Raw genomic sequence first — 23,423 nt, 5'->3', positions numbered from 1 at the left:
TTACTTTTGACAACCTCGTTTTGAACTTTATTGAACAATAGCTAATCTCTGAACATATGACTTCGTCTGCCCGGATGCCCTGATAAAATAGACCCCGTTTTTTAACGCACTCTCTGATACCTGAAAGTTGATTGTACGCTGGTCTTTGATATCGCGCTTAATGACTAATGCACCCTGAAAGTTATAAATGCTCAGGGAAACATCTTCATTTGGAGTAAAAGCATTCACTACTACAGTGAAGCTGGTACTGGCCGGGTTTGGGTAAACCAATAAGGCATTTTCTGCCGTTGACGCTTCCTCCTGTACCAGTCGCACAGCAGACATAGCCGTGACCTGCGAGAACATAAACAACTGGTTGGCAGCTGTAGTACTACAGGTATACTGTTTGACAGCTACATTATCCCCCGTGCCGGAAGATTCTACACCCAGGCACTTACCACTGGACCTTGATTTAACATTGAAGTATCCGCTACCTGCATCCACAAATGTCCATTGCTGATTCTGTGCGGTAGAGCTCCAGGTATATTGGATAATGCTGGCGCCATCGGCAGTAGACTTACCACTTACATCAAGCACTTTACCCGTGGTATGCTGAGGAATTAATTTATAATAACTACCACCACCGGCAGTGTCTACAACAAACTTCTGATACAGGGCCGCCTGGTAGGTTGCCTGTACCAGGGTAGCGTTATTGGCAGTAGATCCACTCTGAATGCCCAGACTTTTACTGCTGTTCTTATTGATGATCTGGTACATCTTTCCGGCTATGGGAGCACCATTACAATTGGGCGTGGTAGAGAAAGCCATCTGCGCATCTGTAAACTGAGTATAGGTACTATTCACGTCGGTATTGGTAATGTCAGAAGCCCCTTTGCCATCACAGTCTGTTCGCTGGTTACCGGTATGAGGATCGGGCGACTGCAAATATACTCCTGTTGTGCAACCTACTACTTCTGCATCACCACCCACAACTACTGTACCTCCAAAGGTGCCGCCAAATTCCAGCGCATTCTGTTTGAATATGGCACTACCGGAACTAGTTACATTATTAAGGATTGCGTTATCTGTAATACTGGTGGAACCTGCATAGGTACCCTGGGTTACATTGGCATTACCACTGATTACAACATTGTCGGTTACAATAGCATCCTGCACCCAGGCGGTTCCATTTATAACAGCATTACCTGAAACGGAGCTGTTGCCCAGTACCAGGGCATTAGGTCCTACATAAGCCGTAGCTGCTACTGTAGATGTATTGGCTACCCAACCGCCACCATTACTGTGTGCATGACCACTTGTTTTATACTCCGACCTGAATCCGGTCTGGAATCCTTCGGGTACTGCATTGGCAATTCTCAATTCATAAGGATAGCGTTTTATCCTGGGCCATCCTGCTTCCCATACATAAGAAGTATGTGTGGAAGGTGCCCCTATCACCACCAGGTATAATTGCGTTTCTGTAGCATTGAGCTGAAAGGACAATTCGCTTTCATTAGCGGTATTAACAGCGCCATAACGGGATACTGTTCCATCTGCTTTGGTGGCTACGAATCCATACATCCAGCCGGCAGTACTATTCACCTCTGTATGTCCTTTAAACTTGATGGTTACATTCTTGCCGGTACAGGTGGTGTACAACGGAATGATGTTGAATCCATAATCCTGTGGAGCGGAAGCATCTGAAACAATATACCGGCCGGTGGTGGCACTGATCTGTTTCAGCATTGTGTATTGCCGCCAGAGGTAATGTGGTTCCTGCGCTTTGAGCCGGTCCCTTTCCGCCCGGAGAATAGCTCCTACATTGTTTACAGTATAATCATATGTTACCTGCCGTTTGGCATAGTCATAGATAAAATTATTCAGCTGCGTCTGCGTCCAGCCTTTTAATCTTTTGTAGGTCATTAATGGATGTTCACTGGCCTGCGATTCTTTCCATAACCGGTTGACCATACTGATACCATCTATTTGTTGCATATAAAACAACAGGTCAAAAGCATCATAGTGGTGGCGTGTGCTGCTCCAGTGAAATGCTCCCGTTCCAATCCATCTGGGCAGGTCATAACTGGCTACATTGGGGTACAATTGTGCCCGCATGAAATTAGCATGTGTTTCAAAGAAAAAACCGCAGAGATCATTATTCTGGAAAGCGCCACCGCTGTTGACATTCTCCTGAATACCCATCATAAACTGTAAACAGTGCGTGAACTCATGACTGGTAACACCACCGTCCAGGGTAGCACTCGCGTCTACAAACATTCCACCGATCACATTGTCAAAGTTGGTGGCATAGGCAAAGTCATCTGGCCCTCCTGTTCCCCAGGTATTAGTCATCACAATAGGAATCTTGTATTTACCAAGATTTACGGTAGATGTGTCAGAACAAAATTTCAACTCGGTAACATACTTGGCATAAATTTTTTCCAGTGTATCACAAATGACCTGCGGTACAAAATGCAGACTGTTACCGCTGGCATTTCCCGCAGGATTAGTACCGGCTGCACTGCCCCAGAAGATAATGAAGTTGGCAGACTGGTAAGACCTTGAATATGACCAGGTCTTTAAATAGGTGTCATTAGCCCAATAGCTGGGGATGTAAACAGTTTTGGCATAAAGACAACAAGACATAAGAATGCCTGCAAAAAAAAGTAATAGTCTTCTCATACGTTTTTTTGTTTTTGTACGAATAGTAATAGGTTACCAGGTAATACAATACCTGCTTCAAATGGGGTAAGAATAAATTAATCGGGAGTACCTCTATGCTCTATGCTCGCTGTTCACTTTTATTTATACACGTAAAAATACAAATGTTTAATCCTTTTTATTGTCTGATATTGGCTTATTGTAGTTGTAAATTATCCAAATTAAAAAGAGAAAGCCCCCGGTTGGGAGCTTTCTCTTTTTAATTTAAATGGGTTATTAAGCTTCTTTTGTAGCAAGATACTTAGCAGAAGAAGGAGCCGGAAAATTCACCATCCCCTGTACCAGCATCATTTCACCATAAAGACCAATAAATATCACGATACCAAGCATTACATAATCAGTATCGCTCCATGGTGATAAAATGCCACTCACATTAAAGGAAGTATTACCCAGAAATCCCAGCACTGTGCCCGCATCCTGGTTATCAGCAATGAAGCCTATAGTAGGTATTTCCCATATCACATTGATGAGCAGTTCTACATAAGGGGATGCCTTTGCCCACTTAGCCAGGGTTTGACTTGCTTCGGGATCATTCTTATCATATTTATACAGCGTAATGTCTGAAAAAGTTTTAATCACACTGATAACCGTGATGATCTCATCCATATCTACGTACCATTTCTGGGTACTGGGTTTAGTAATAGCAATGTTAGGCGCAATATAAGGCAGATAAGCCAGCGCATAAACCGTACAAACTGCCGCGCTTTGCGGGGCGGCGGCTTTCACTGCTGTCATGATGATCATTGCTATTGATCCGAAATAACCACTGATAGCTAGTGTGAGAGTAATGATCTGCACCGGTGTTACCCCATCATCATCTGCTACTGCAAGACTACTGGCACCAGCATACAGATTCTGGATAGTAGTGTAATCTGTAGCAGCGATCAGGGACTGAGTAAAACTATCATCCGGGAAAGGAGTTGCCTCTTTGATCAGCTTATAAATAATGGTTACGGGAATAGAAACAATCAGGCAGGTAAGGTCCAGCAGGGTAAGGTCATTGCCCGTAAATTTATTATAGATATATGAAATGACAGGGATATCGAGTGGTGTTGTCAGTGCTTCCACTACACCTGCCACCAGTGCTGCAATAATATCCATCACTGTGCCTATGATATTACCAACAGTATCTATCAATAAATTGGCAATAATACCCAGCAGATTTGTAATCAGCTCACTTGCCGATAATGTGCCTATCTGGTCAATCACATCTGTCTTTAAAGCAGCCAATACATCTTCAAAATTCTGTTCTTCATTTTCCAGTGCAGTGCAGAGATCTGCAATGATCAATGACAGTGCATCTCCATCAAAGGAAGCGTCAAAAGTTGTGGAAGCACCTGCCACATTACCTTTAGTATGGTATAATGCCCAATGTGACTGCGGACTGTCCTTTCCTGGCATCGAAGGAGATGATGCGTTACTCCCTGCTATGGTATCCGAAACTGCAGGGATATTAGCCCATTGATCTATCTCTTCATTAATAGTACTAAGAGTATCGAGCAGGGTTTGTTTATAGGATGAGATATTGTCTACACAGTACTGTGAATATTGCGCAAAAATATTTTTCAGCACATTATGCGTACGAATGATATCGCTCCAGGAAAAGATAAATCCAACCCACTGTACCAGTTTTTCAAACCCTGCTTCGATCTTGCTAAGAATGAACTGGATACCATGTACCACATCATTGATACACTGCATGATGAAGTGATATACTGCATCCCCTATCTCTATAAAAAAATGGGTAACACCATCGATCACCTTTACAACGAATTGTGCTACTTCATCAACAGCATTCTCCAGCCATTTAAAAATATCTCCTGCGAAAGCCTCGATAGCATTCCCTATGTCGCTTGCCGGGATGATACCTGCTGCTGCATACTGAGAACTACCTTCAAAATACTGTATACTGTTATTCGCGAAAGAAAGTCCCCATACCAGGCCCTCTGATGCTGCGAAAGATCCTGTGGATTGGAGGGAGCCATCCTGAGGAAGTGTTTGTGCAGTACTGACAAATTGAGCAATCCCCTTTGCAACAGCATCTGCCTGATCAGCCGGAATGGTAGACGGTACCAGTGGTGTGGTGGTCCCATATTCATCGGTCACGTTCACGGCTGTGAGATCACTTCCCTGAGTGATGCCACTCATGCTCTGAACAATATTATTCATCGGGTTCACATTCAGCCAGCTGTTATCGTCCTGCTGAAAATTATAACAAACAGCGCCCAGTGTTTGTGTCTCCTGCACAAAAGTGATCATACCAGTGCTATCGGAAGTAACGGTTAATGGCACGTCGGGCAAAAGCGTGACATACTGGTTATCCATGTACAATGAACAGGGGCTGGTAGCTGTTATTTGTACCGCTTGCCCACCGATAGGCAAATTATTATCATCGGTTACTTTAAGCGTGGTCGTAAACGCATAATACTCATAAATATCACTTGTACTCAATGCAGGCAGTAAGATAGACTGGCTGCTCCATTGCGTGGTTACTGCATCCTGGATCAGCTTAACCAGCGACTGACCAGTGGTATGCGCGTACAGCACACTGGATTGCGTCTGAATGTCCAGCAGGGAAGCCAGTTGCTCCACTTGAACCAGCAATGGCAACGGACAGGACCATGAGCCGGGATCTGTCTGGTTGTCAACATCACAGCGGCTATAAAAGACGGTCCCTTCATTATCCTTTCCCCAGAGCGTCACCTGGTTTCCTGACTGATGCACTTTAAAGTATTCAACACCTACAATAAGGTCATTAGTGATGACAGCAGTACCTGTTGCATCATTCAGCTGCTGATCTGGTGAAAACAGGTAAATAGCGCCTGTACCTGCTACATACAGATTCGTATTGCCGGAACTGTCCGGAGGCATTGTTGCAATCGCAGTAGCACCATCCGGAGGCGTGAGTTTGATAATATCCGGAGGACCGAAAACAGATTTTAAAGGGGTAAAAGTCAGTGATGTATTATCATTGAGTGTATATAATTCGTACAAACCCGCAAACATCGCCGCCTGGGCTTTTCCAATTGCCATTCCATACAGCTGGTCATAGTTCTCAGCTGTTTCATACTTTGTCCATATTCCTGTTGTTGTGGTGGGATCAATACTGACTACATAATTTTGAATAAATGTAGTGGCCTGGTCCTGCAAACCAACAATTACATAAGGTGCCTGTATAGGGTCCTGGTTCAGTGCAATATTAATATATGCAATATCCGTGTTACTCACCGGGTCCGCAGTATCATCATAAAGACGGGCAGTCCAGCTTCTGTTAGAAGAAGCAGTCAACCAGGCAGCATCAGGCGCATTGGAAAGGCCGGACAGCATATACAGGTAATCGGCATTGTCTTCTGCCACATGGATAGCCTGCAGGATCAGGATATCTCCTGTTGTAGCATCCTGGGACACCACAAAAGTTTTTGCAGTGACCGTTTTGCCGGTATAATCCGCAGCCAGTTCTGTGGTAAGGTCTATAGGTGTCCAGCCTGTAGTCGCATTATCCTGTTCTGCACTCAGGTAAAGAATAGCATCGTCTCCTATAGAAAAGAACAGAGATTGCCCCTGTGAATTCTGTAATACCGAAAATAAGGACTGATCAGAAAGTACTTGTGCCGCTTTCTGATTTTTCATCAATGCGGTAGATGTAGTGAGGTTATACATGTTAATAGGGTTTAAATAATTCAGGGAGCCAGGTAAGTGATATCCGATACAAGATCGCAGGTAGCACTGAACTGTGGATTTGAAAACACAAAAGTATTACCCGCGGGAAATACAAAGTGGTTGGCCGACTGGATAGCAACAGTGAGACTGGGTTGTATATTATCAACAATAGAGGACTGGGTGGTTGTTCGCAGATTACCAAGATTCGAAGCGAATTCCTGAAAAGCACCTGCCACCGCACCCCAGAATTTATCCCAGGCAGATTGATCTTGTTGCTGCACTACGGGGGCACTATTAAAATTCTCATTCTGTAATACAAGGTCTAACTGGCCGCTATTGGTGAGGTCCATCTGTAGTGCAATATCTACGCTCCAGTTATAAGTTGTTGGCGGCATGGAAAGGTCCAGCAGATTGCCATTCTGATCTGACTGTTGTGAATCGGCCGAAATAGTGATTGCTCCTGAAAGCGTAGCTGCAGTGCCATTGAATGCCAGCGAACAGTTCATGGTGTAGGTAAGCGTTGCACCCAGATCACCTCCGAAACATGTTTTTGCAACATTGGCAGTAGGCGAAGTATAAGAATATTGCGCAACGACATTATTATTACCTGCTGATGGAGTAACTGCCGTAAAAAAACCCGGCGATCCGGCATTAAGCTGCATAGTCTGGTCATCAATAGCAGCATCGCAACTAAGACTAACATAAGCCACTGGGGAAAGACCTTGTAGTATAGGATTCAATTCTGACAAAAGGAAATTGGTATAAAGGTCCTGCCGGATGGCCATTGCTCCCTGCACAGTTTCATCATCCACAAAATTAAATCCCAGTGTAACAGGAGGAGTTGCAGGCAACGGATTATTATTAAACATCACCAGGTAAGTAAGTGTATCCAGACCCGGATTAGAATAATTACCGTTAGCATCCGTATAAGGCATTACACAAAATTCCAGTGAGGTAGGTATGAAAGTAGGTGTGTAATCCATCTTAGCTACTTGCTGAACGGTATATCCAAAAATGATTCCCCCTGATTGCTGAAGTGACGCCAGGTATACTTGCATGATTCCTGCCAGAATATTTTCCTCCGAACCGGTCAATCCTTCAATTCCTGTATAAGTATCATAATTGGCGGTATTGAGGTCTATATAAAGCTGCTGAATGACAAAAGAAAAATTATTCAGTTTGCTGACAGCTGATTGTACAGCAGCCGGTGCGTCAGGAGTATCTACTTCGGCAGTTGCCAGGCTCACTGCAAACTGGATTACCCAGGGTGTACCTTCAACCTGGGAGATACTGAACCCAGGCGCAACAGTGGATGAAAAAGTGGCATTGTTGAACGTAATATTGTACAATATGGTCTGGTTCCCTATATCCGTATACAACTGTACTATATCCACCGGATGCCCCTCACTATCTAATGTATAACCCAACGTACCGGTAAAGGTATAATTGGCCGTAGATGGATCGGGAGCGGGGATATAATTACCGTTATCATCTACATTGAAATAGAGGGCAACCGTTTTATCCAATCCATACAGATATTCGGTCAATGTTTCATTCAGGGCAGTTTGAGTCACAGCAACAACCATATCATAATTAGTAAGACTAATCTGACTGAGTCCCATAAGATTAAATTTAAAATGAAGAAATAGGGTAAATTAAAATGATATACTGATGAGGATATTTCTACAAGGTTAACATTCACAAAAATTTTGACGTGAGGTAAAAGAGTAACGTTGATAAATGTACAAATTCTTTTTACATTATATGACTAAAAAAAAAGCTGTTTCAGCAATCTGAAACAGCCTCTCAAAAAAACATATTGTTGTATTTAGATCACATATCCGTCCGGCACTACTACCCCGTTTTTCACTACCACGATGCCGTCTTTTACGGCGTATAATTCGTAGTCACCATCCGGCAAGCGCTCGCCTACATTGATTTCTACATTGTTACCAATGCTGCAGTTTTTATCTACGATGGCATTGTTGATCCGGCAGTTATTACCAATACCGATAGGCGGATTTCCTTTGGCTTTGGCGCGAGCAAGATCTTCCAGTGTCTGGTAATAATCACTGCCCATTACGTAGCTGTTGGTGATGGTAGAACCACTGCCTATACGTGTACGTAATCCTACCACACAACGTTCCAGGTAACTGTCTGAAATGATACTGCCATCAGAGATGATGGTGTTCTTCAGTGTACCGGAAATCTTTGCCGGTGGTAGCATACGTGCACGGGTATAAATCGTTTTTGATTCATCAAAAAGATTAAACTTAGGGATCTCGTCTGTGAGGCCCAGGTTAGCTTCCCAGAAAGAACTGATATTTCCAATGTCTGTCCAGTAACCGGTGTACTGGTAACTCACCACTTTCATGTCTGCATTGATCGCATACGGAATCAGCTCTTTACCAAAGTCGGTAGCAGCTGCCTGGTCATTGAGCAGATCATACAGCGTTTGACGGCTGAAGATGTAGATACCCATACTGGCCAGGTAGTTCCGCTCTTCCTGCTGCATCTCTTCACTAACAGGAGAAGACCATGGGCCTAATGCATCCTGTTTCGGTTTTTCGGTGAAGGAAGTAATCATGCCTTTATTATCTGTTTTCAGGATACCGAAATCAGATGCATCTTTCGCGGTAACCGGGATGGTAGCGATAGATACTTCTGCCTGAGATTCGATATGATGCTGTAACATTTCGCGGAAGTCCATCTGGTATAGCTGGTCGCCGGAAAGGATCAGTACATATTCGTACTCAAAGTTTTCGATATGATGAAGGCACTGACGCACTGCATCCGCCGTTCCCTGGTACCAGGTGGGGTTATCAGGCGTTTGTTCTGCCGCCAGGATATCCACAAAGGCCTTGCTGAAATGACTGAATGAATACGTGTTTTTGATATGTTTATTCAGCGACGCTGAGTTAAATTGTGTTAGTACAAATATGCGGTTCATATCTGCATTTAAACAATTAGAAACGGGAATATCCACCAGGCGGTATTTACCAGCTACTGGTACGGCGGGTTTTGACCGGCGCCGTGTTAAGGGGTATAAGCGGGTGCCGGAGCCGCCACCTAAGATAAGGGAGATAACTGCGTTAGACATATATTGATTCTTTTGTTTCAGTTTTTCTTACAAACTATTATACAATTTCAGATATTCTTCTGCGGCACTATCCCAGGAATGATCCAGTTGCATGCAGTATTCCCTTATTTCCTGGAACAGGGAGTTATTGTTATACAGCACCATTGCTCTGGCTATTGCACTGCAGGCGTCCCATGCCGCAGGCTGTATAAACCGGATTCCAAATCCACCGGGGTCACCAAAATCAACGACTGTATCTCTTAATCCGCCGGTACTGCGAACAATGGGTATTGTACCGTAACGCAATGCATACATCTGGTTCAGCCCACAGGGTTCTACCCTGGAAGGCATCAGCAGGAAATCACTACCCGCATAAATACGGTGAGCTAATCCTTCATTATATCCAAACTGCACATTGAAATTCTTGCCTGTATAAATCTTTGTTTGCTGTAACGACCATTCTACGTGGGGATCGCCGCTGCCTAACACTAAAAAGTTAACTTGATTATGTTGCTCAAAGATTGAACGTCCTATGATCTCAGGTAACAGATCACCACCTTTATCTCCTACCAGTCTGCCGATAAATGAGATTAATGGCAATGAGGGGTCGAGGTCAAACTCTTCACAAAGTTGCTGTTTTATTTTCTCTTTTGCTTTCAAAAATGTAAGCTCGTCATAGTTGACAGGCAGCATAGGATCTGTTGCCGGGTCCCAGACTATGGTATCAATACCGTTCAGGATACCCACACCTTTACTCCTTTCACTGCTTAACAGCGTTTCCAGGCCATTGGCATTGGTGTACAGCTCTTCCAGGTAACTGGGAGATACTGTAGTAAAACGCCAGGCGCATTTGATAGCTGCTGCCAGCGGGTTAATCGCTCCTTCCCATCCCAGCAGACCTGCCTTCCAGAGATCAAATCCCGGTAAGCGGTATAACTGGTCCCATCCAAACTGGCCCTGGTACTGGGCATTATGTATCGTTAATATTGTTGCGATACTCCTTAAACGTTCATACTTGTGTGCATAGCTGACCATAAAAGGGATCAGCCCTGTATGATGATCATGGCAATGAATAACATCCGGGTGATGCGACCATTCATTCAGCCAGTCCAGCACTCCTACCTGGAATGCCAGGAAACGTTCTGTATCATTCCAGTGTCCGTAAACACCTTCCTTGTCAAGCAATCCCGGAATATCCAGGAGATACAGATCAAATCCAAGGGTATTGTGTTCTTCCTTCCATACATTGACGTGGTACCAGTCGTGCCCCAGCCATGTACCTCCCTGGTGGACCAGTTCGAATTCATGTGTGGCAAAAAACCTGGTCTTGTATGCGGGCATTACCACCTTTGTCACACAGCCCGCCTGGGTCTGGTACTTGGGTAATGCGCCCACCACATCGGCTAATCCTCCAACCTTTGCTATCGGATAACATTCTGCGCTAACGTGTAAAATCTCCATGCTTATCTGTTATGTCTGTTTCTTCAAATTACCTTGGAAAAAGCATATTACAAAGAAATGTCCAATTTTTATTCACAGGCTTCTACAGCCAATTCCATGCCTGATTTAAGTAGGGTAAGCCCACATCAATCCAATGGTATGGCTCACTCCCACACATGCAGATTATTCATCTATTAACGTGTACCCTTCGCAGTTTGATTGCTGGCCAATGAAGAAAATATTACAACTATGTGCATTTATACCACCAACTGGGGCAGGGAAACCACAATACGCGGGAAAAAGACAAAATTCTTACCTTCGGAATATGGATTTTGGTCGCGTTGATCCAGCCCAGCTGGATGAAATAGATTTCAAACTGCCGGCAGAACCGGCCCTCAATAAAACGGTTTTCAAAGGCACTCCTTTGAAGCATCCACATGTGTACCTGGGTTGCTCCAAATGGGGCCGGAAGGAATGGGTGGGTAAAATTTACCCTAAAGGCACCAGAGAAGCAGACTTCCCAGATCAATACATGCATCATTTCAATACTATAGAACTCAATGCCACTCATTACAAGATCTATGGTGCGGATGTTATTGAGAAATGGGATGCCCGGGCAAAAGGGAAACATTTTAAGTTCTGCCCTAAAGTACCGCAGTCTATCAGTCATTACAGCAACCTGATTGATACGTATGTACAGACAACTGCCTTCCTGGAAGGTATCCTGGCTTTCCAGGATCACCTGGGACCTATCTTTTTACAGCTGGGCGAGCGGTTTTCCCCTAACAGAAGGGATAACCTGTACAAATACCTGGAGAGCCTTCCCCACGATCTTCAGTTCTTCCTCGAAGTACGTAACCCGGAATGGTTCAGCGATCTGGCCATACGTAAGGAGCTGTTCGATACCCTGCACAAACTGAATGTAGGCGCTGTGATCACCGATACGGCAGGCCGCCGGGATTGCTGTCATATGCATATGCCCATCACCAAGGGATTCATCCGGTACGTGGGGAATGGCGCACATCCCACCGATTATACCCGTATAGACGACTGGATGAACCGTATTCACTACTGGCTGCAACATGGCTTAAAAGAGCTCTATTTCTTCATTCATGACACGGCTTTTTCTCCGGAAGTAGCTGGATATGTGGCAGATAAGCTGAAAGAGGTATGTGGTATAGAAGTACCCCGCCCCCAGTTCCTCAGCAGGCAAAGTACATTGTTCTGATAGAAGGAGATTGTTTCCCATCATTCTAAATATTACTTTTGAAGCCTGAAAAGGGAAGATTTAATTATGCGGAACAAGCTCAGTGAACTGGCCCATGATTTAGAGGGCATACTATACGATGATGAAACCATGCGGACATTGTATGCTACGGATGCATCCGCCTACCGGGAAATGCCGCTGGCAGTAGCTATCCCGGCCAATGAAAAAGATCTTAAAACACTTATCGCCTTTGCACGTGCCAATAAAACCTCACTTATTCCCCGTACAGCAGGAACTTCCCTCGCTGGTCAGGTAGTAGGGAACGGGATCATCGTGGATGTTTCCCGCACCTTTACCAAAATACTGGAAATCAATACAGAAGAACATTGGGTACGGGTACAGCCCGGCGTGATCCGCGATGAACTGAATATGTTCCTCAAGCCCTACGGCTTCTATTTCGGCCCGGAAACATCCACCGCTAACCGCGCTATGATAGGCGGGATGGTCGGGAATAACTCCTGCGGCTCCAATTCTGTTGTATATGGCAGCACCCGCGAACACCTCCTTGAAGTAAAAGCCCTGCTCAGCGACGGCTCCGAAGCCGTATTCAACCAGATAAGCATCGACGAATTTCACGCCCGCTGTGAGAAGAACGACGGTACCCTGGAAACTGCTGTGTACAAACAGGTACGCAGTATGCTGAGCAACCACGCCAACCAGGAAGAGATCCGCAGCCAGTTTCCCAAGCCCAGCATCACCCGCCGTAACACCGGTTACGCGGTAGACCTGCTGCTGGAAACGGCGCCTTTTACCGCAGGTACGGATAACTTCAACTTCTGCCGCCTCATTGCCGGTTCTGAAGGTACCCTGGCACTTATCACAGAAATAAAACTGCATTTCGATCCCCTGCCTCCCAAAGAGACAGGCTTGTTATGTATCCACTTCAATAACGTAGACGAATCACTGAGGGCGAATATTATTGCCATGCAATATAAACCCAGCGCCAGTGAACTGATAGATCATTACATCCTCGAATGCACCAAGGATAATATCCAGCAAAGCCAGAACCGCTTCTTTGTACAGGGAGATCCGGGCGCTATCCTGGTAGTGGAATTCTGCCGGGATAACCGCGAAGCCATTACCGAAATTGCCAACCGCCTGATACTGGAACTGCAAAGCGCCGGACTGGGGTACCACTTCCCTTTATTGTTCGGAGAAGATACCAAGAAGATCTGGACACTGCGTAAAGCAGGACTAGGCTTGCTCAGTAACCTGCCCGGCGATGAAAAGGCCGTACCTGTTATTGAAGATACGGCTGTTGCCATCGAAGACTTACCCGACTTCATCCGGGACTTCAACGAGATCTTAAAAACACATAACCTCTTTTGCGTACACTACGCGCACGCAGGCAGCGGAGAAATCCACCTGCGCCCTATCATCAATCTGAAAACGGTTGAAGGCAATAAGCTCTTCCATACCATCGCCGCAGAAATTGCTACCCTCGTTAAAAGATACAAGGGATCTCTCAGCGGGGAACATGGAGATGGCCGTCTTCGCGGTGAATTCATCAAACAGATGATAGGTGATAAAAACTACGAACTCTTAAGACAGGTGAAATACACCTGGGACCCGGAGAATATCTTCAATCCCAATAAGATTGTAGATACGCCTAGCATGAACAGCATGTTACGCTATGAACCCGGACAAAAAACACCGCCTTTAAAAACGGTGTTTCATTTCCCGGAACAAACCATGCTGCAACATGCAGAACAGTGTAACGGCTCCGGCGACTGCCGCAAGACAGAACTCAGCGGTGGAACCATGTGTCCCAGTTACATGGCTACCCGCAATGAAAAGGACACTACCCGCGCAAGAGCGAATATCCTGCGCGAATTCCTGACTCATTCCAACAAAGAAAACCGCTTTGATCATAAGGAAATCTATGATGTACTGGACCTCTGCCTGGCCTGTAAAGGTTGTAAATCAGAGTGCCCATCCAACGTAGATATGGCCAAACTGAAAATGGAATTCCTGCAACATTATTATGATGCCAACGGTGTTCCTTTCAGGGCAAAACTGATCAGCAACTATACAAGATTAAACGGTCTGGCTACAATAGCACCGGGGATCTACAACTGGATGATCAACACTCCTTTCACCGGTAACCTGATCAAAAAAATATCCGGGTTTGCACAGAAACGCTCTCTCCCTGAATTAGAGTATACCACGCTGAGAAGCTGGTTCCGCAAACAGTGGCCGGCACAGAAATCCAAACTACCTGCTGCTACCAGACAGGTATACCTTTTCTGTGATGAATTCACCAACTTCAACGATACACATATCGGTATCAAAACAGTACAGCTGCTGCATAAACTGGGATATGATGTTATCATCATTAACCACCCGGAAAGCGCACGTGCATGGATGTCTAAAGGTTTACTGAGAAAGGCACGTAATTTTGCAGAAGAGAATGTGCGTATATTCAGCGCCGTTATCAATGATAATGTTCCTTTACTGGGTGTAGAACCTTCTGCCATCCTCAGTTTCCGTGATGAATATCCTGATCTTGTAAGGGAAAACCTGAGAGCGGATGCTACAAAATTAGCAAAGAACGTATTCCTGGTAGATGAATTTATCAGTAATGAAATAACAAAAGGAAACATCGATAAATCCTTATTTACAACGGAGAAAAGAAATATCAAATTACACGGGCATTGCCAGCAAAAAGCATTGTCTTCTGCCCTGCACAGTAAAAATATCTTGTCCCTGCCACAGAACTATTCCGTAGAAGTGATCCCTTCCGGATGTTGTGGTATGGCAGGTTCTTTCGGATATGAAAAAGAACATTACGACCTCTCTATGCAGATAGGAGAAATGGTATTGTTCCCTGCAGTACGTAATGCCACTTCAGAAACAATTATTGCTGCTCCTGGTACCAGTTGCAGGCACCAGGTAAAAGACGGTACCGGCCGTAAAGCCTTGCATCCCATTGAAATTCTACATGACGCATTGTTACACAACATCTAAAAGAAGTAATATTTTGTAATATTAAAATAATTAATATCTTTGCGCGGAGAAACCTGGCTTCGTAGCAGTCCCGAATTATGCCACCATATAAACCTATGGCCCGATTATAGAACCTATAATATACACTTACCCTACATGAAAAAATTAGCATTCAGTTTACTAGCTGTTGTACTGTTCTTTAGTGCATGTTCGAAAGACGACGACAATACAACTACTCCTGCCAACTCATTTACAATTGATGGTAAAGTAGCGACGACTCCTTATGGTTACAAATATGGTACTCCAGGCAGTGGCGCCGGCGTTTCATTTTTAACGGTTCCGGACAGCCTTGTTACAAATTACACTGGTACGGCAAGTGGTGTTGACATTAACATGGATACACTTATCAACAACCAGACTTTCACCTACTCACGTGATGATTCCAGCACCTACAACAAAACAAAAAACTTTTATGGTGCAAGCGTTTTCTATAATGCAAGCATAATAAATGGAGAAATGAAAGATAGTACAGGTATCCAATATAATAAACCAACAGGCGGTACTGTAACTGTGAAAATAACTGGAAACATTTATACTTTTGATTACTCCTTACAATTTGATACCAAGACAATAACCGGTAAGTTTTCTGATACACTTACTGTTGTTGAATAATAAATAATCCATTACAGGCGTAATGGATCTAACCTATAACCTGTATATATAACCTATATTATATCCTCAACTTCATGAAAAAATTATCATTCGCCGTGCTGGCTGCAGCACTGTTTTTTACTGCCTGTTCAAAAGATGACGACAAACCAACTACTCCTGCAACAGGAGGTTCCTTTTCCTTTAACGACACTACCGTAGTAGCCAACAATGGTTACCTGTTTGTATATGGTGTGAGCGATTTTAGTGTAGTATTTACAGATGTAGTATTGTCAGATACTTTGAAGGGTAAAGTGAGTGCAGTAGGTTTTGATCTCGATACACTGATATCTGGTCAGACTTACACTTATTTATCCAATGATTCTGTAGCATACAATAAAAGCAAAAATTTCCCTGATGCTTATGCCTATTACAAATCTGATTGGGTAGATGGAGATATTGACGGGACAACTGGTCGTATCCTTGATGGAATCACATCTGGTACAGTAACCTACACTAAGAACGGAGATACTTATTCCATTACTTATTCTTTCGTGTTCCCTACCGGTAAACTGACTGGTAAGTACGATGGTAAACTAGAATTACGTAACCAGCAATAAAAAAAGCTGGTAGCATTAATACTACCAGCTTTTTTGACTATCCTTTAAAAAAGGAAAAATAATCCATTACGGGTGATGGCACCTGTGATGGATTATTTCTTTTATAACCTGATCGTTTCGGGAAGATACTTTGCGATCAGTGCCTCGTAATAAGGTTTCAGTTCCGAAATTACGGGCGGTTTCGGACTTTTTGAATAGAGATCATAAGGATTGAATTTCTTTACCCACTCAAACATTTCCCTGTCATGATCATTCATCAGGTGTTCATAAGAATGTTCCCTGTGCTGCGCATAAAAAGAGTGGTAACGAATCATATATAAAGCCGGTTCCGGCAGGTAATCTTTCATTATCTGGTACAGATATTCATCATGTCCCCAGGATAAATCCACGTTATTCAAACCACAGTTAGGTTCGTACACACCATATTTGGTATTATAACGTTCGTCGGTAGAATCCGGGTTATCTGCAAAGTACTCAGGATACACGATCTTATCTGAGAACCTGCAACCTACAGGGAAGGTATCTCCTACCACGGCCCATTGCGGCTCTCCGAACAGGCATAATACTTTACCCATATCATGCAGGAAGCCAGTCAGCACGAACCAGTCGGGATGACCATCTGCGCGTATCGCTTCAGCTGTCTGTAACAGGTGCTGCAACTGGTCCAGTTCTATATCAGGATCGGAATCATCTACTAATGTATTGAGGAACTCCATTGCTTTCCAAACCGGCATTTCCTTACGGCTGAATTGCAGAAAATCTTTCTTCTTTTCCTGCACAAAATCGTACGTCTGATATTTGTGATTAAGACGGTAGAACTCCCGCACAGTATCCCTTACAGGGCTGTCATAGTTGCGGTACTCTTCTTTACTTTTGGCTGGCTGGTCTGCTTCTGGGTAGCGTAGTACGACATCGTCTTCCCAATCTTCAATGCTCTGTAGTGGATTGATCTCCTCCCCGGAAAAGTTATTTGCATTCATTATTCGTGGATTTTGTACCCTGAATTTACAAATTACAATCGATTTCAACAAATGAAAAAATGACTGTTTTTCTGATGGTGCTTCGCACCATCAGAAAAAATTGAAGGGATTTTGCAGGGCTTCGCCCTGCACCCAAAATCCTGTTACCAGAAAACAGTATATAAAGCCGTCAATACCCCTATAATCAGCACACTACCCACCACAAATGCCGTGGAGGGCTTAAACATACTATTATCTATGATCAGCACCCTTTCCTGGTGTTTACTCTTCTCATCCAGTAATGTCACTACCGTCATCAGCACTATCAGCGACACAAACACAATAGACATCCTGTTCAGGAAAGCAAAATCAGGGAATAATCCGCCCGTCCACACCGGCAGGAACTTCAGCACGGTGGATAACGGGATAGTCAGTACAGCCCCTAACAACGCTGCTGTAGAGGTAGTCCGCTTCCAGCAGAAGCCCATCAGGAAGATAGCCAGTACACCCGGAGCGATGAACCCAACGTACTCCTGGATGAACTGGTAAGCCTGGTCGAGGTTACGCAAAGCAGGCGCTACCAGACTGGCGATCACCATAGAGATGATCACGGCAATACGCCCGGTACGGACCAGGTGCTTCTCAGAAGCGTTTTTATTAAAGTACTGGCGATAAATATCTAAAGAGAAGATGGTAGAGATACTATTTGCCTTCCCTGCCAGCGAAGCTACAATAGCCGCCGTGAGGGCCGCAAAAGCCATCCCTTTCACACCCGGAGGCAGCAGGTTCAGCAAAGTTGGGTAAGCATGATCGGGTTTCACAGCGCCGGAAGCATCCAGCATCTCATGACTAAACACCCCTTGCTGATACAGCACAAACGCTGTAATACCAGGTAACACCGCAATCACCGGGATCAGCAGCTTCAGGAAAGCCGCAAAGAGAATCCCGCTGCGGGCGGTTTTAAGGTCTGCTCCTAATGCACGCTGCGTAATATATTGATTACAACCCCAGTAGCTGAGATTATTGACCCACATCCCTCCTATCAATACAGATAATCCGGGTAGATCTTTATAATAAGGATGAGAAGGCGGGAAGATCATATGGAAATGCGTATCCGCCTTTTCGCGGATCAGGGCTAATCCCTTCCATACATTATCCCCATAACCAAAATGATTGGATACCATGTTAAGAGCCAGGTAAGTAGTTACCAGTCCGCCGGCAATCAGCACAAACACCTGGATCACATCCGTATACCCGATCACCTTCATACCACCCAGCGTTACTATGACAGCGAAAACTGCCAGTCCGGTTATACATAACCCGAAGTCGATCCCCGACACAGATGATATTGCCAGTGCGCCCAGGTAAATAATAGAAGTCAGGTTCACAAAAACGTATACCAGCAACCAGAACACCGCCATGATAGTACTGACAGTTGTATTATACCTTTGCTTCAGGAACTGCGGCATGGTGTAAATCCTGTTTTTCAGGTACACCGGTATAAAAAACAACGCCACTATTATCAGCGTAGCCGCCGACATCCACTCATAGGTAGAGATGGCCAGTCCTAAGGCAAAGCCCGATCCGGACATCCCGATAAAATGTTCTGCAGAGATATTGGAGGCAATCAGGGATGCCCCGATAGCCCACCATGTGAGAGAGCCTTCCGCAAGGAAGAAGTCTTTTGAACTGGTAATACCCGATCTTTTCCTCTGATAAATATAATAGCCATACGATGCGACCACTACGAAATAAATAAGAAAAACGAAGTAGTCTAAAGCCTGTAAATGATTCATAACGCGCTAAAGTTAATAAGTGGAACTTGAGATTCGTTAAAATAATTAAATAATCTCATAAATTCTTACTTTGATCTTTTCTTTTATATTTACCATCGATTATGCTGGAAGTAGACAAAAAAGAAGCGGATTTATTACAGAAAGCCATCTCTGAATGGGAAAAGAATGCATTGATCAGCCCTCAACAGGCCAATGATCTGCAAAAGACATGGCGTGTGCGGGAGGCCGACTGGCAAGCTATTACTCTCTATATCTTCATAGCCGCCATTTCCTGTGCCTTGATGGCCTTTGGCTCCCTTGTACTGGATGAGAAGTGGATTGAGGTATTAAGGCTGAAATTCTCTTTAAATGATGGCATTATCGCCACCCTATTTGCCGGACTTACTGTTTTTTTATGTCTGCATGGTTATAGAAGACAGCACCGGCACCCCGCTTATTCATTAAACAGAGAGCTTTTCTGGTTATTACCGGTGCTCAGCATAGGCGTAAGCGTGGTATACCTGGGCAAAAGCCTGGCATATTTAAACGGCAACTACGGGGCCTTCTGGTTACTGGCCACTGCCTGTTACGGAGCACTGGCTATTGTACTGTCTTCCAGATTATTATGGTCTGCAACACTGCTTTGTTTCATCCCCGCTTATGTAAAGCTCACTTACTTCATCACAGCTGATAAACCTTATTTCTGGGGTATGAATCTCCCCTGCCGCATGTTCCTGCTGGCAGTGATCATGCTGGGAGTAGACCTGATTTTCCGCAACATTAAAAAGTACAAACGGGTAGAAGATATCACCTGGGTAGGTAGCTGGTTATTATTGTTATTATCCGGCTGGCTCATTTCCATTTTTGGTAATAGTGGTACCTGGGATGAATGGCAGCATGTACGGCAGGTACAGTTACTCTGGTGGGTAGCTGCATTTACGATATTATGTGTGATAACGTTATTGATCGGGATTAAAACACAGGACAGTATGGTAAGGGATATCAGTGTGCTCTTCCTGTTGCTGGACATGTACACCCGTTATTTCGAATACCTCTGGGACCGTACCCATAAAGGATTATTCTTTGCCATTCTGGCTGTTTCATTCTGGTGGATAGGAAAATTATTAGAACGAAGAATGCGTAAAAGAAACTCCGCAGGAGAAGGAGAAACCTCTCCCACGGAGTTAAAAAATTAATCAACGCGACTCACTACTTCCACTTCCTGCATCTGGTATCTTTTTGTATCGTGGAAACTCCAGTCGTAATTGGCAGTAATCCATGAGCGCAGTACAGCTACAAAACGTTCCAGTTCTTTATCTGTCTCAGCGCCAAAAGAGGGCAGTAATTTTTCCAGTGCAGTGAACAGTTTTACCTCCTCATCATGCATGCGTACCGTTTCATTGACAGCATCCTGCAAAGACAGGTTCCTTTCGTGTTCCAGCACCAGCACAAGGTTATGTACATCACCTTGTTTGGCCTCTTTGGCACAGGAGAAAATGTCATTGCTCCAGCATACAATATTATTGCAGGCCAGTGCTAAACGTTGTACAATAAAATGTTGCTGCACATGCGTGGGCAGGTATATTCTTTCGATGATCTCTATAGCTTCCACATCCGCAAATAACGCCCCTGTATAAGGGCGCATGGTAACATACTCTGCTACTGTTGGTGTGGCCCCTACAGCACGGTTACCGGCTTCCCAATGACAGGAAGTAAAGTATTCTTCCATGCTGCGTATAAAACGCTGTTCCCAGGCGGGGCTTCCTATCTGTTGCATCCTTTGCCAGATATCCGCGAAGCTGTTACCCAACACGGTATCTATGTGTTTGTTATGTTTCAGGATATCCATAAAGCCATCCGTGATCGCTTCCAGGTAAACAGCCTTTTTACCCAGTTGAGCTTCGTCGCACTGGTCGTCCAGCATAAAAAGCCAGGTGTTAAAATTGGCAATGATGCATAATTCGTGCAGTTCCGCGTGAGGAAAAGCACGGGCAGCCAGCCATGCAAAGCGCGACCTGTTAAAGCGGGTTAATGCTTCAGGAGTGTTCATAAATCCGGCAGACAGCACCCATTGGAGATTTTGTGCATTTGCGGCCTCTACATGTGGGTTAATGAGAGATGGGAACGGATATTTAATCCGAGGCAGAATGATCGTTGGCATAAGTGAAAATTGTGGGTTAAATGTTGATTATCCGAGCGTTTGAATGTTTGACTTTATTCAACTTTTCAGATCGTCAAAACTCAAACCGTCAGGCGCTCAATTACTCTGGGTAAAGCCAGCTGAAACCAGCTGGTGAATTGAGAGGGTTCTGCTTCTAACAGCCGGGTTACTGCTGTTATACTCATATACCGGTAGTCGTTTACTTCTGTTGGATCTGGGTTAATGATTCCATTATAGATACCGGATAATACATGGTCGTATTCATGCTCAATAAGGCCGTTACCGAATGCTGTACGATAGGTGAATTGAAATAGTCCTGTAAGCGCACAGTCGAATCCCATTTCTTCAAACAGCCGCCTGTGTGCCGCTGCTTCTACCGTTTCTCCCGGTAAGGGATGACTGCAACAGGTATTGGTCCATAAACCGCCTGAATGATATTTATCGAGTGCCCGCTGCTGCAGCAGCATTTCTCCTTTATCATTCATTACAAACACCGAAAAAGCCCTGTGTAACATGCCTTTACGGTGCGCTTCCATCTTTTCCATTACGCCTGTAGCTTCATCCTGTTCATTAACTAATATAACCTGTGCTTCCATACTATAAACAAATATACTTGTTGTCAATTTAAGTAAACAAATTCCGGCTGGCATAGCCCCCCTTCAATAATAACAACTTTACGTTGCAGGCGGAGAATGAATGGTAATCATAAATGTTCTTTTAATGAGTTAATCTGATAGGAGTTTCAATATCCGGGTATAACGGGGACAACAATGTTGAGATAGGCTAAAATGAGTTGGCCTTAATTTACGAATTAATTTGTTCATTTTATCTTTCTGCCCTATCTATTCTTCGCAGCGTAATTCGCACGATTTGAACTTTAACGTATATTTGTACCCTATGGCAGAAGATCTTAGCATTATTCAAGGCGATAAAATTGCAGCATATAAATCTATAATTCCCCAAATAAAGGCATTGGTAGATGGTGAACCAGACCAGGTTGCAAATCTTGCCAATACTGTTGCCGCATTAAAGGAACAGTTTGGATGGTTTTGGGTAGGATTTTATCTTGTAAAAGGAGACGAACTGGTACTGGCTCCATTCCAGGGACCCGTTGCCTGCACCCGCATAAAAAAAGGCCGTGGCGTATGTGGCAGCAGCTGGGCAGAAGCCCGTACACTGATTGTTCCCGATGTGGAAGCTTTTCCCGGGCATATTGCCTGTAGCAGTCTCTCTAAATCCGAAATTGTTGTTCCCGTTATACGCAATGGACAGGTGATAGGTGTGTTAGATGTAGACAGCGAACATCTGAATTATTTTGATGAAACAGACCAGCAATTCCTCGAAGAATTGATTGCAGGCCTGGATTTTGCAGTATAACAGCATTTCCAATACATTATTATGTTTTTTTTCCGCAAAAAATCAGAGAATAATACGGCCGTTGTCCCTTTCCTTGCCGGCATTGAAACAGATATACACTCTCACCTGATACCAGGTGTAGATGATGGTGTACAGGACCTTGAAACATCCATACGCTTCATCGAAACCCTGCATTCCCTGGGTATTAAAAAGGTGATTACCACTCCTCATATCATGATGGACAGGTATCCCAATTCCATAGAGACCCTTGGCACGCCCTACAAAAGCGTACAGGAAAAACTGCTGGAAAATAGCCTGGGCATCCAGTTTCAACACGCCGCAGAATATTACATGGATGAATATTTTGAAGAGCTGATGAAAAAGCCCCTGTTCACCCTCAATGGTGAATTAGTGCTGGTAGAGATCTCTTTCATGAGCGCCCCGCCTCAACTTCATCAATGGCTCTTTGAGTTACAGGCACAGGGTTACCGTCCCATCATGGCTCACCCGGAACGCTATAACTATTATCATAGTCAGTTGGAAGAATATAAGACCTTCAAACAGCGGGGTTGCTACCTGCAGGTGAACCTGCTTTCCCTTACCGGTTATTATGGCCGGCATATCCAGAAAGCAGCAGAATGGCTGATAGAACACAAGCTGATTGATTTCATCGGGACAGATCTGCACCATGAAAAACATCTGGAGGCAATCCTGTCCATAGGAAAAGATAAAAAGCTCTTAAAACTGCTTGAAGTATATCCCTTTAGAAATAATACACTCACACATTCACCCCAGGCAATAAAGTAAAAAAT

Annotated in this window: 16 protein-coding genes; 7 read left to right on the top strand and 9 right to left on the bottom strand. The window is 44.3% G+C overall.

What is annotated here, in order from left to right; genetic code table 11:
* Positions 1 to 27 precede the first annotated feature (27 nt).
* From BMW86_RS28570 to BMW86_RS28550, 5 genes are all read right to left on the bottom strand, one after another.
* Positions 28 to 2,661 carry a DUF6055 domain-containing protein gene (locus BMW86_RS28570; RefSeq protein ID WP_089786707.1) on the bottom strand — a complete coding sequence of 878 codons (2,634 nt, stop codon included), beginning with the start codon at positions 2,659 to 2,661 and terminating at the stop codon, positions 28 to 30.
* Between the two features lie 255 nt (positions 2,662 to 2,916).
* On the bottom strand, positions 2,917 to 6,360 hold the full coding sequence (locus BMW86_RS28565; protein WP_089786705.1) for a hypothetical protein: 3,444 nt from the start codon (positions 6,358 to 6,360) through the stop codon (positions 2,917 to 2,919).
* Positions 6,361 to 6,380: 20 nt separating this feature from the next.
* Complete coding sequence (locus BMW86_RS28560; RefSeq protein WP_089786702.1) at positions 6,381 to 7,982, bottom strand: hypothetical protein; 1,602 nt, start codon at positions 7,980 to 7,982, stop codon at positions 6,381 to 6,383.
* A gap of 206 nt (positions 7,983 to 8,188) precedes the next feature.
* Positions 8,189 to 9,460 (bottom strand): glucose-1-phosphate adenylyltransferase, encoded by a 1,272-nt coding sequence (locus BMW86_RS28555; RefSeq protein WP_089786701.1) that lies wholly within the window; start codon positions 9,458 to 9,460, stop codon positions 8,189 to 8,191.
* Between the two features lie 27 nt (positions 9,461 to 9,487).
* Positions 9,488 to 10,900, bottom strand: a complete 1,413-nt coding sequence (locus BMW86_RS28550; RefSeq protein ID WP_089786698.1) for a glycogen synthase — start codon at positions 10,898 to 10,900, stop codon at positions 9,488 to 9,490.
* A 208-nt stretch (positions 10,901 to 11,108) separates the two neighbouring features.
* On the opposite strand from BMW86_RS28550, the gene BMW86_RS28545 reads away from it, so the two are divergent.
* The 4 genes from BMW86_RS28545 to BMW86_RS28530 all read left to right on the top strand — a co-directional run bounded on the left by BMW86_RS28545 (position 11,109) and on the right by BMW86_RS28530 (position 16,360).
* Entirely contained in the window at positions 11,109 to 12,107 is a 999-nt protein-coding gene (locus tag BMW86_RS28545; protein WP_255373034.1) for a DUF72 domain-containing protein, read from the top strand.
* A gap of 66 nt (positions 12,108 to 12,173) precedes the next feature.
* A complete protein-coding gene (locus BMW86_RS28540; RefSeq protein ID WP_089786693.1) occupies positions 12,174 to 15,113 on the top strand; it encodes an FAD-binding and (Fe-S)-binding domain-containing protein in 2,940 nt (979 codons plus the stop codon).
* Positions 15,114 to 15,248: 135 nt separating this feature from the next.
* On the top strand, positions 15,249 to 15,764 hold the full coding sequence (locus BMW86_RS28535; RefSeq protein WP_089786691.1) for a hypothetical protein: 516 nt from the start codon (positions 15,249 to 15,251) through the stop codon (positions 15,762 to 15,764).
* Positions 15,765 to 15,838: 74 nt separating this feature from the next.
* Complete coding sequence (locus BMW86_RS28530) at positions 15,839 to 16,360, top strand: hypothetical protein (RefSeq protein WP_089786689.1); 522 nt, start codon at positions 15,839 to 15,841, stop codon at positions 16,358 to 16,360.
* Between the two features lie 101 nt (positions 16,361 to 16,461).
* On the opposite strand, the gene BMW86_RS28525 is transcribed toward BMW86_RS28530, so the two are convergent.
* Both BMW86_RS28525 and BMW86_RS28520 read right to left on the bottom strand, forming a co-directional pair.
* Positions 16,462 to 17,340, bottom strand: coding sequence for an inositol oxygenase family protein (locus BMW86_RS28525; RefSeq protein WP_089786687.1), 879 nt, complete (start codon positions 17,338 to 17,340; stop codon positions 16,462 to 16,464).
* Between the two features lie 143 nt (positions 17,341 to 17,483).
* A complete protein-coding gene (locus BMW86_RS28520; RefSeq protein WP_089786685.1) occupies positions 17,484 to 19,115 on the bottom strand; it encodes a sodium/sugar symporter in 1,632 nt (543 codons plus the stop codon).
* Between the two features lie 101 nt (positions 19,116 to 19,216).
* Here BMW86_RS28520 and BMW86_RS28515 point away from each other — a divergent pair, with 101 nt between their 5' ends.
* Complete coding sequence (locus BMW86_RS28515; protein WP_089786683.1) at positions 19,217 to 20,290, top strand: hypothetical protein; 1,074 nt, start codon at positions 19,217 to 19,219, stop codon at positions 20,288 to 20,290.
* On the opposite strand, the gene BMW86_RS28510 is transcribed toward BMW86_RS28515, so the two are convergent.
* Both BMW86_RS28510 and idi read right to left on the bottom strand, forming a co-directional pair.
* On the bottom strand, positions 20,287 to 21,255 hold the full coding sequence (locus BMW86_RS28510) for a (-)-gamma-cadinene synthase (RefSeq protein WP_089786681.1): 969 nt from the start codon (positions 21,253 to 21,255) through the stop codon (positions 20,287 to 20,289). The genes BMW86_RS28515 and BMW86_RS28510 overlap by 4 nt on opposite strands.
* Before the next feature lie 80 nt (positions 21,256 to 21,335).
* Positions 21,336 to 21,851, bottom strand: a complete 516-nt coding sequence (gene idi / locus BMW86_RS28505; RefSeq protein WP_089786678.1) for an isopentenyl-diphosphate Delta-isomerase — start codon at positions 21,849 to 21,851, stop codon at positions 21,336 to 21,338.
* 301 nt (positions 21,852 to 22,152) lie between these two features.
* On the opposite strand from idi, the gene BMW86_RS28500 reads away from it, so the two are divergent.
* The gene (locus BMW86_RS28500) at positions 22,153 to 22,632 is read left to right on the top strand and encodes a GAF domain-containing protein (protein WP_089786676.1); all 480 of its coding nucleotides are present in this window, start codon (positions 22,153 to 22,155) and stop codon (positions 22,630 to 22,632) included.
* A 21-nt stretch (positions 22,633 to 22,653) separates the two neighbouring features.
* Positions 22,654 to 23,418 (top strand): tyrosine-protein phosphatase, encoded by a 765-nt coding sequence (locus BMW86_RS28495; protein WP_089786673.1) that lies wholly within the window; start codon positions 22,654 to 22,656, stop codon positions 23,416 to 23,418.
* Positions 23,419 to 23,423 lie beyond the last annotated feature (5 nt).

The organism is Chitinophaga sp. YR573 (assembly GCF_900110995.1).
Taxonomy (GTDB): domain Bacteria; phylum Bacteroidota; class Bacteroidia; order Chitinophagales; family Chitinophagaceae; genus Chitinophaga.
The sequence above is the reverse complement of the archived record's forward strand: the minus strand, read 5'-3'. Positions and strand labels throughout refer to the sequence as shown.